5 protein-coding genes, 1 tRNA gene and 5 pseudogenes are annotated in these 9,547 nt (G+C 59.7%); 4 read left to right on the forward strand and 7 right to left on the reverse strand.

Annotated elements, in window-relative coordinates; all coding sequences use genetic code 11:
• Positions 1-111: 111 nt before the first annotated feature.
• Positions 112-444 (forward strand): annotated as a pseudogene (locus EL22_RS00040) (hypothetical protein); the annotation flags it as partial.
• A 382-nt stretch (positions 445-826) separates the two neighbouring features.
• Here EL22_RS00040 and EL22_RS00045 read toward each other — a convergent pair.
• The 5 genes and pseudogenes from EL22_RS00045 to EL22_RS00060 all read right to left on the reverse strand — a co-directional run.
• Positions 827-3,201, reverse strand: a pseudogene (locus tag EL22_RS00045) (heavy metal translocating P-type ATPase).
• A 57-nt stretch (positions 3,202-3,258) separates the two neighbouring features.
• A complete protein-coding gene (locus EL22_RS00050) occupies positions 3,259-4,008 on the reverse strand; it encodes a helix-turn-helix domain-containing protein (RefSeq protein WP_050049581.1) in 750 nt (249 codons plus the stop codon).
• 47 nt (positions 4,009-4,055) lie between these two features.
• Positions 4,056-4,148: pseudogene (locus EL22_RS19075) on the reverse strand (Fic family protein); the annotation flags it as partial.
• 48 nt (positions 4,149-4,196) lie between these two features.
• Positions 4,197-5,105 (reverse strand): ABC transporter permease, encoded by a 909-nt coding sequence (locus tag EL22_RS00055; RefSeq protein WP_050049582.1) that lies wholly within the window; start codon positions 5,103-5,105, stop codon positions 4,197-4,199.
• Positions 5,102-5,461 (reverse strand): annotated as a pseudogene (locus EL22_RS00060) (DUF4162 domain-containing protein); the annotation flags it as partial. The gene EL22_RS00055 and the pseudogene EL22_RS00060, both read right to left, overlap by 4 nt.
• A gap of 251 nt (positions 5,462-5,712) precedes the next feature.
• Here EL22_RS00060 and EL22_RS00065 point away from each other — a divergent pair.
• Positions 5,713-6,501 carry a hypothetical protein gene (locus EL22_RS00065; RefSeq protein ID WP_231587838.1) on the forward strand — a complete coding sequence of 263 codons (789 nt, stop codon included), beginning with the start codon at positions 5,713-5,715 and terminating at the stop codon, positions 6,499-6,501.
• Positions 6,502-6,548: 47 nt separating this feature from the next.
• Complete coding sequence (locus EL22_RS00070; RefSeq protein WP_050049584.1) at positions 6,549-7,925, forward strand: DNA cytosine methyltransferase; 1,377 nt, start codon at positions 6,549-6,551, stop codon at positions 7,923-7,925.
• 119 nt (positions 7,926-8,044) lie between these two features.
• Here EL22_RS00070 and EL22_RS15715 read toward each other — a convergent pair.
• Both EL22_RS15715 and EL22_RS00075 read right to left on the reverse strand, forming a co-directional pair.
• Positions 8,045-8,217 (reverse strand): annotated as a pseudogene (locus EL22_RS15715) (IS1595 family transposase); the annotation flags it as partial.
• 77 nt (positions 8,218-8,294) lie between these two features.
• Positions 8,295-8,367 (reverse strand) — tRNA-Thr (locus tag EL22_RS00075).
• Positions 8,368-9,134: 767 nt separating this feature from the next.
• Here EL22_RS00075 and EL22_RS16930 point away from each other — a divergent pair.
• The gene (locus tag EL22_RS16930; protein ID WP_156184015.1) at positions 9,135-9,293 is read left to right on the forward strand and encodes a hypothetical protein; all 159 of its coding nucleotides are present in this window, start codon (positions 9,135-9,137) and stop codon (positions 9,291-9,293) included.
• Positions 9,294-9,547: the final 254 nt, after the last annotated feature.

Raw genomic sequence — 9,547 nt, forward strand, 5'->3', positions numbered from 1 at the left:
CGACGGTTCCTGATTTCCCGCTGGATAGAATAATCGCTTCGCTCACGGCAGCGAGAGGGAGACGCTCTCCTCGCCGCCGGCCATCGGTACGTCAGGATACCCCTCTGAACTCGTCGCGTCGAGACCGGCGAGACGACGCGCTACCAGCCGGATTACACACAACGGCTCTTTGAGGAAATCCGCACACTCATTGAGGAGAACACGCCCGAGGCGGTTCGAAACGAATTGGCCACGGTCACTGCGGAGATCGAGGAGTGGCAGGCCACCTACGACGTCGAGACGTGGGCGGATCTCGAACAGTCGCTCGCCGACAGTGATCTCACAAGTGCTGAGCTCCGCGACCGGCGGGATGTGACTACACGCTGGGAGGAGAATCTGGAAGACTGCCGGCTCAGCAAGCACGCGTTGGCGCTCTACTCGGATGTCGAAGCCACCCGCGAATAGCGGATCGACGTGGCTGACCGAACCATGCGCTAATTCTGCCTCACGGCGGGTTTGATGCGCTATTCAGCTGGTCGACATCGTCGCCCTCGTACGCTGCTCGCCACATCGCATGGACGGCACGGGTCACGAGTGAGCTACCACTTCGCATATCGATCGGATAATCTGCTCTTGGAACTACCCCACACTCTCCGAATAATACGCTCTGTTTTCTCTATCGGTCATTCGAAATCGTTGAATGGGTCGGCGTCTGGTTTCTCGGGCATCGGATCACGAACCCGCAGTGGGGCTCAGTCCTTTCTGCCCCCAGACAAACCGCAAATTGTCTCGATGTAGCGGAGGTAAGTCCCGAAAAGAGCGTCCTGCCCGTCTTCCAACCGTAGAGTCAGGCGCCGACGAATCGGTCGAGCTCGATTCGCGACAACCGCATTGCGTTCCCGGTGACGCCGAGGCTCATCCCCATATCTCCGACAACGACTGCCAGCGCAACGCTGACCAGGCCCAGCGGTACGCCCAGCGCGAGCAGGAGCTTCACGCCGAGACTTGCCCAGATATTCTGCCGGATCACGCCGTTGGCTGTATGCGACAGGTCGTACAGGTAAGGGAGCTTTCCGACGTCGTCCCCCATCAGTGCGATGTCTGCTGTCTCGAGCGCGGTGTCGGTGCCAGCCGCGCCCATCGCAACGCCGACCTCCGCGGTGGCGAGCGCGGGCGCGTCGTTGATGCCGTCACCGATCATCGCGACCTCACCGTACTCCGTCTGTAACTCCTCGACTGCGTCGACCTTCTCGTCTGGTAGGAGGTCGGCGCGGTATTCGTCGACGCCGACCTGCTCGGCGATGGCGCGGGCGGTGCCCTCGTTGTCACCGGTCAGCATCACGACGCGCTCGACGCCCAGCTCGTGCAGGCGTTCGACGGCCCGCCTCGAGGCTGGGCGTACCTCGTCCGCGATAGCAATTGCACCCAGCAGCTCCGACTCCGTACCGACGATAACGACCGTCTTGCCCTCCTGCTCCAGTGTCGCGAGTGCGTCCTCGGCGAACGCCCCGGCGTCACCCTCGACCGCGTCTGGTACTGGAACACCGCCATCGGTCGCTGAGCGGGTCCGGGTGAGGTCGAAGCCCAGTTCCTCGAAGAGTTCGGGTTTTCCCGCATAGTACGTCTCGCCGTCGATATCGCCACGGATTCCCTTGCCGGTCAGGCTCTCGAAGGCGTCCGGCTCGGGTGAGTTACCCACGCCCGTATCATCGGCGCGGGCGAGAATCGCTGTTGCGATGGGGTGTTCGCTCCGTCGCTCTAGCCCGGCCGCGTACCGGAGCAGCGTCACCTCGTCGGTGTCGTTGACTGGGACGACGTCTGTGACGGCGAGTTCGCCCTTCGTGAGCGTGCCCGTCTTGTCGAGGGCGACGGCGTCGACCTCGCCCATCGCCTCGAGGTAGTTACCCCCCTTGATGAGGACGCCGTTTTTCGCAGCGCTCGTGATTCCCGACACCACGGAGACGGGCGTCGAGATGACGAACGCACACGGACACGCGATCACCAGCAGCGTGAGTCCGCGGATGAACACGTCTGCCAGTCGGCAGCGAAGGTGAAGCCGTAGCCAGCTACGTCCACCGAGACGGGAGCGGTGATTACCAGCGGCGGAAGGACCGCTGTAAGGATCGCTAGAACGACCACGACAGGCGTGTAGTACCCCGAGAACCGATCGACGAACTGCTCGGTCTCGGTCTTTTTCGCCTGTGCGCCCTGTACCATCTCGATGATGCGCGAGAGCGTCGAGTCGCCTGCCGTCGACGTGACCTCTATCTCGAGGTACCCCTCCTCGTTGATTGCGCCGGCGTACACCTCGTCACCGGAGGTCTTGTCGACAGGAACGCTCTCGCCGGTGATCGGCGACTGGTCGACCGCACTCTCGCCGTCGATGACCGCCCCGTCGAGCGGGATCTTGTCACCCGGCCGGACGACCACCGTTTCGCCGACGGCTACGTCCTCAGCCGGTATCGTCACCTCCTCGCCATCGCGCAGGACGGTGGCCTCGTCGGGCGACAGTTCCAGTAGCTCTCGCAGGGAATCCCGCGCCCTGTCCATCGCGTAGTCCTCGAGCAACTCGGCGATGCTGAACAGAACGGCCAGCGTGGCGGCTTCGACGAAGTAGCCGATACCAGTCGCGGCGATGATCGCCGTCCCCATCAGCAGATCGATGTCGAGACTCCAATTTTTGACCGAGTAATAGCCGCTACGAACGACGGGGATGCCGCTGGCAGCGACGGCACCGAGGAACAAGACATCCGCGAGGTGAAGCGGGTAGTCGAGGACGCTCGCTATTGTGACGTTCTGGCCAGTGAGAAGGAATTCGAAAACAAGACCGAGGGTGACCAACGTCGCGCCGAGCCATGTCTTCTTCGCGCGGGCGCTCGTCCAGACCTCTGAAGGTGGTGCGATGTCGACGCCGTCACCCGCCTCGGTTCGCTCGTCGCCCTCAGCGCCAAGGCCGCCAACAACCTCGTAACCGGCGCCTTCAATCGCCTCGACTACGTCGGCTTCGCTGGTGCGTTTGGGGTCGTACGTGATGTTGGCCGTGCCGGTGGTCGGCTGGAGCGTGGCTTCGACGACGCCGTCGACGCGCTGCAGGCTCTTGTCGACTTTCTGCGCACACGATGGACAGTCCATCTCGGGGACGGTAAGGCGAGCGGACAGCTTCCGTTGTTGCCCGCCGCCGTTCGGCGGTTCCGCTGTATCCCCATCCAGATTCTCTGTCATTACGTCACGGTAGGAACGGGAGTTCGATATGTCTTTGTTGGAATATTCCAATCAGCGTTAGTGGGATATCAGTCGTTCTTCCGCAACCCGCTCGCCGGCGACGTACTGCTTCGCCAAATATTCCTCCGCCCGCCGGAGTCGGTAGGTGAGTGTTGAGCGTGGCACGTCGAGATGGTCGGCGAGCCCACCGACGTCGATCTCGCGGGGAGATTCATAGTAGCCGTGTTCGACGGCGGCTTGGAGAGCAGCCTCCTGTGTTGGGGACAATCCACTTGATGTCCCGTCGTTCTCTCGAGTTACTGTCGTCGTGTCCGCAGTGCGGAGCATCTCCATCTGAGCACAGTCCCCGACGGCGGTCTCCAGAGCGTCGAAAAACGCCGCCACGTCGCCGTCTCCGGAGTGGATTAGTCGCCACGTGTAGTGACGCCCCTCGTGGCGGGTTTCGAACAGCACGCCGTCGCCGAGATGGTCTCGTGCGATGTGGGGAACCGAGGCGCAGGTAGGAGTACGCTCCCAGTTGGAATAGCGGACGAGCCTGTTGTCCGCCCGGTCCAGAACTCGAGTAGTCTGTGTGGCGCCGCAGTTCTCGGCGGCGAGACAGTCAGCGTAGTAGTCGCCGTCGAGAAAAGCGTCCTCGATGGCGTCGAGCGCCTCCGGAGTTCCGGTGGCATGGTCGACCCGCCAGAGACGCTCGGCAGTGGCGTGCAGCGAGAGCGAACGGACGCGGGCGTCGGGGTGGTCGGCGAGGGCGTCTGCCACCCCGTTGCAACCCGGCTCGTATTCCAGGGCGAAGACGAGTTCACGCATACTCCTCTGTACGGCCTACTACCACTTGACACCCTCCTTCGTGTTGAGCGACGACCATCTAAGGCGTAGAAAATCCGGGTCGATATGAGCGCCGTTCGCTTGTTGCCATCGACGAACGGATGATTCGCCGCAATGAGCTGCCGACCGGCCCGCAGTCACGTCTGTGGGGGATGCCGCAGGCGCGGATCTCACTGCACGGCTGAGCTCGACGCGCGGTTGAGCAGGTAGACCATGACGCCGCCGAGCACGATGTCGAGGGCGAGGAGCACGGCGATTGCCGGGATAAGTGTGTCCCAGATACCGCCGAAGCGGGTGACCTCGACGACGGTCATGACGTCCTGGTCGAGCATAAGCGCGCGTGCTGCATCGACGCCGTAAGTGATCGGGTTGTACGTCGCGACGACCTGGATCCAGTCGGGCATCGCGTCCAACGGGAGGAAGGCGGTCGAGACGAACAGCAGCGGGAACTGCAGGAGGTTCGCGCCGATTATGGTCGACTCCTGGTCACGGGTCACGACGGCCATGATGTTCGAGAGCGCGATGAACCACAGCGAGAAGAGGACGCCGATGCCGAGGATCCCGATGGCGCCGAGGAACCCGGTGGCAACGTTCGCGCCGAGCACCGAACCCAGCGCGAGGATGATGGCGATCTGGACGACGATCCGCATGATCTCGGCGGCGGTCTTGCCGAGGAACATCGCCGAGCGGCTCATCGGCATCACGAGCGTCTTCTCGAACATCCCCTCCTCCATATCGTTGACGAGACCGATCCCCGACCCCGCGGCGGCAGCCAGCGACACCTGCATCGCGATGGCAGGCAGCAGGAACGTCTCGTAGGTGATACCCCCCGCCCCGCCACCGCTACCGAGCGCGCTCGTCGCAATCTGGCCGAACACCTGTGTGAACAGGACGAGGAAGATAATCGGCTGGACGAGCGACCCAACGACGACGAACGGGTTACGTATCGCCTTCAAGTTCCAGCGGACGAAGTTCACCCAGAAATCGCTGAAAAAGGAGTTGCTCGACGGCGTCGTACGGACGTGCCCACCGTCGGCGCGGGCCTGGTCAGCGGTCTCGTCTCTCGAGGTCTCGCTCATTCGGCGGTCACCTCCGGTTCCGTCACGTCAGTGGCGTCGGCCGACCGGTCCTCGGAGTCGAGTTCCTCGCCGGTGATCGCGAGGAAGACGTCGTCGAGCGTCGGCGCGCGGATATTGAACCCGGTGACGGTGATCTTGGCGTCGCGCAGGGCGACGAGCAGGTCCGTCCCGTACTCGCGCGCCCGCTCGGCGGTGACGCTAATCCCGTCATCGGTGACAGTCACGTCCGCATCGGCGTCGAAGATGTCGCCCTCGCGGGCGATCTCGGCGGCGCGCTCGCGGGCGTCCTCTCCGGCAGGGATGTCCACGTCGAGGATCTCCCCGCCGACCCGCCGCTTCAGCTCTGCGGGCGAGCCTGTCTGCCCTTGCAGCGGGGGAGAGTCCGGATGCCGTTGTCGACGATCTCGAGGCGATTGTCGAAGACCAGGAAGAAGCTGTTCGGCGCGTCGACGAGGATCTCCTCATCCGGGATCAGTTCGACCTCAGTGAGGAGGACCGGAATATCCTCGACATCGTCGAAGAGAGCGCTGACGACACCGTCAGTGATGAAGACATCGCATATCTCGTCAGAACCGTTTGCCGAGAGTTCGACGGTGAGATCAAGAACGTGCGCTCAGGGCCCGACGAGGACGGTGGTGACGTATTCGACCTGGTCGTCCCTGACCAGCTTACCGGTGATGACGTGGAGAGTCGCTATACCGGCGCAACGTTCGATCGGAAGAACGCCCTTGCCGACGAGAGCCTCGAGTTCATCACCCTCGACCACCCTGTGGTCCGGGCGATGATGGCCTATTGTCTGGACACAGACGCCGCCGGTGGCCAGACAGCGGTCCTCACAGGGGGAGAGGATCTGAAGACGCCTGGCCTTCTCTGTCACTACCGGATTGGCTACCTCTCGGGTACTGGCGATACCGTCACCGAGCAACTCGTCCAGGTCTATGTCACACCCGATGGAACCACCAGAACTGAGGATATCGACATTACCGGTGGCCTGCCCCCATCCGCTGTCGACGGCCATCCGTCCATCGGAGCGGTCTCCTCACAGGCTGAAGAGCTCGTCTCAACTGCTGACGACGTGGCCTGGGAACTCATCGACGACCTTGCACAGGAGGCACGTGCTGAGCGAGAGCGTGAAGTCCGGATCCGCCGAGAGCACGCCGAAAGCTACTTCCAGCACCGTATAGACGATCTCGAAGAGCGAATCAAGCAGTTCGAGAAGCGTGACCGCGCTGGCGAAGACATGAGCGCAGTGCTGGCAAAGCACCGAAGTCAGCTTTCTGAGCTACGCGAGAAGAAAAACACTGAGCTAACCCGACTCGAGAACGAGAAGCAGGTAGTCCCTGACGAGCCCGATCTCGTTAACATGGCCGTGGTGGTCGACGCCTTCGAGAGCTGAGTTCCGTTCCGAATCGCTTTCCTCACTTCCGCATCTGGCTTTGTACAATGGATTCGAATCCGTCCGCAATTGACCTCTTCTGCGGCGCTGGAGGACTCTCTGAAGGGCTTCGCCGGGCTGGCTACGATGTTCGATGGGCACTCGACCACGACGAATCCGCCATCGAAACCTACGCTGAAAATCACGGAGACCACGCTACCCAGGCTGATATCCGCGAAACTGACCCCGCTGTAGACGGTCCGGATATCGAACCGGGTAATCTCGACCTCATTGCTGGTGGGCCACCGTGCCCGTCTTTTTCCATTATTGGTCAGTCGAAGCTCGGCTCTCTTGAAGATCGCTCCATAGAGGAGGACGATCGGAACGTACTGTATCTCGACTTTCTCCGCTACGTTGACTATTTCCAGCCCCGTGCGTTCGTCATGGAGAACGTTCCTGGGATGCTGGCCGATACGGCCAAGATCGAGTCGGACACCATGCAAGAGTCCCTCCCTGTTGGACCGGAAGGGAAGACAGAACGGTATCCTGTCGGTGAGGAGGCCCCCGTAACCGAGATCATCCTCGAGGAGATGGAAAATCTCGGTTATTCCGCAGATTGGTTCAAGGTTGATGCAGCTGATTTCGGGGTCCCCCAGCACCGAAAGCGGCTCTTCTTCATTGGTCGGCGGACAGGCGAGGATCTGCCGAACCTTGAACGGTGGCGAACCCACCGCGAGCCTACTGACCGAGAGAAAACACAGCAAATGCAGATTCGCCCCGAACTCAAAGAGGGAGGTGATACGGCCCAAGAAACGTTCAAAGACGTTTCATCCGCTGTCCTTCCACCGTTCGAACGCGATCGAGAGCACAAACTCCCCTATCTCACCGTCGCAGATGCGATTATGGACCTCCCCCCAATTTCGCCCGATGGGGAGATGCCACCGACGAAGGCAACAGCATATACGCTCCCTCCTGTTTCACCGTACCAAGAGCGGATGCGGGATATCTCTGAGGAAGACACATGGGAGGACCAAGAACTCACGAATCACGAGGCGCGCTGGCACAACCATCTCGACCTCTCCATCTACAAGCTTCTCGGCCACGGTGTCGGCTGGAACATCGGCCAGGTGAGCACGTCACTCCAACCGTACCGGGATGATATCTTTCCGGACAAATACAAGAAGCAGAATCCGGCAGAGCCGGCGTCGACGATTCTCGCGCATATCCAGAAGGACGGCCATATGTACATCCACCCGACGGAAGCACGGTCACTCTCCCCCCGAGAAGCGGCTCGCCTCCAGTCGTTTAGGGACACCTACTGGTTCCCCGAGAGCCGGACGAACGCCTACCGCCTGATTGGTAACGCGGTTCCGCCGAGACTCGGTGAGGCAGTCGGCATCGCTATTCGAGAGACGATCCTCTCCGATCGGCACGCCGATTTCTGATATGCAGCCTTTCGTTGGTGGCGAGTGCCGGTTTTATTCTATCGAGCGGGTAAACGACGAATAGACCCCGGAAACACAGGACGGATGACGTATCGCTATTGTGTAACATTTTGTTGATCTTACAGCGTAGCTTTGATAGCGTGTTTGAGCGCTTCTCTTCCCGGTTCCGAAATTGTTCCCGTCGAAGTTGGAACGTCCGGAGATACTGTGTGAGCTTATCTTTTGAGATGTCTCGATGAGGCAAGAGCCACGGTCGTAGCAGCGGTCCGTAGCTCTCGCAGGTGTTGACGTGTTTTTTACGCGAACGAAGGAAAGGATGAGAGGAATCGAGAAAAGAAGGCCTGAAATCCCCAAAATAAAGAGGAAAGTAGCCTATGTCGGGATTTGAACCCGGGCTCTCGTCCTTACCAAGGACGCGCAGGGCCGCTATCCCAAATGAGGCGTTTAGAGGGGATTCTGCCGGTATCTTCCCCAAGTCAACTGCTCTTACGAGGTCATACTAACCTACACATAAAGAACATCCGGTTAGACCGACGTATGCCGAACCAAGACCAGTCTGTTTCGCTAATTGGATGGCGTAACGAACGTTTCTGCGCAATGAGGGAGAAGAAGCGAGTAGAGAGAGAGAGATGGGGAGTGGACGTGTGAATTACCAAGTTTCCAGCCTTGGTAGGTCTGGCTGAAGCGCCATCCCTTTACTATGTCTCTGGTCAAGAACATAGTATGTACGAATCAAGTGAGGAGGAAGACCTTCCCGCACGACTAAAAATGCCGCACTCATTTTCTGAGGAGTTTGTCGAGAAGAACGAGGAGAGTCTGGAGAGGTCAGAAAACATTCAGGTGCTAATAGCATTAGGCGTTCTTGGACTCACAGGAACATTAGTCGCGCAAAATCTAATTTCGTTTCCTTTGTCGGTCCGATACGTTACTCGATGCCGTCGAGACAGCACTCAACGATCCGCTGGCGTAATGATAAGATTGTGATTTTTTAGTCCGTACGTCTGTTAGCACTTGCGAACATCGAGGATTAGCTTTTAAACCCCTATCCAAGCGGAAACAAATTCTATTTTGGTATCTATCCATGATGATTGTTCATAGAAGTATGATACACGGATGTTGCGCATGTGGCACGACAAGTCGAGTCATAGCACGCCGACAGGGACGAGATAGATCACCGTCTCTAGAACAAGCCGGTAACGAGGTGCATTGATGGTCGACTTCGAACCCCGGCTGTTCGAGGAACTCGATCCGGCTAAACGCCCCTCACTCGCAGCAGCGTTAATCCCTATCGCAGGGATGATCGGCTGGCAGATTGTCTCCAAAGACCACACCGAAACGGCGGAGTCCCTCTGCGACAGACGAAAGTGAACGAATCCCCCTCCCAAATAACAGATTTGACGCTTCTATGGCGTTTATCTTCCGTTGTCTTCATTCAGTATTTTAATCGAATCGACTGCACTACACGGTTTCGAGTTGGACGCTATTTCCTCGATTCCGGCGATCGAAACCTATGCGCTGTCGATTTGAGTTCCCGTTGGCCGAGTTTGGATGGGTACTCGGTCGCCATCCACCTCCGTCTTGAATCCGACGCAACCGACTCGACTCTGTCTTTTCCCCACCGA

It is taken from the genome of Halostagnicola sp. A56 (genome assembly GCF_000691505.1).
Lineage (GTDB): Archaea > Halobacteriota > Halobacteria > Halobacteriales > Natrialbaceae > Halostagnicola.

Excerpts from the sequence above, each read along its gene's own strand:
- EL22_RS00050 (WP_050049581.1), bottom strand. The coding sequence starts at position 4,008 with ATGCGTGAACTCGTCTTCGCCCTGGAATACGAGCCGGGTTGCAACGGG.
- EL22_RS00055 (WP_050049582.1), bottom strand. The coding sequence starts at position 5,105 with ATGAGCGAGACCTCGAGAGACGAGACCGCTGACCAGGCCCGCGCCGAC.
- EL22_RS00070 (WP_050049584.1), top strand. The coding sequence starts at position 6,549 with ATGGATTCGAATCCGTCCGCAATTGACCTCTTCTGCGGCGCTGGAGGA.
- EL22_RS16930 (WP_156184015.1), top strand. The coding sequence starts at position 9,135 with ATGGTCGACTTCGAACCCCGGCTGTTCGAGGAACTCGATCCGGCTAAA.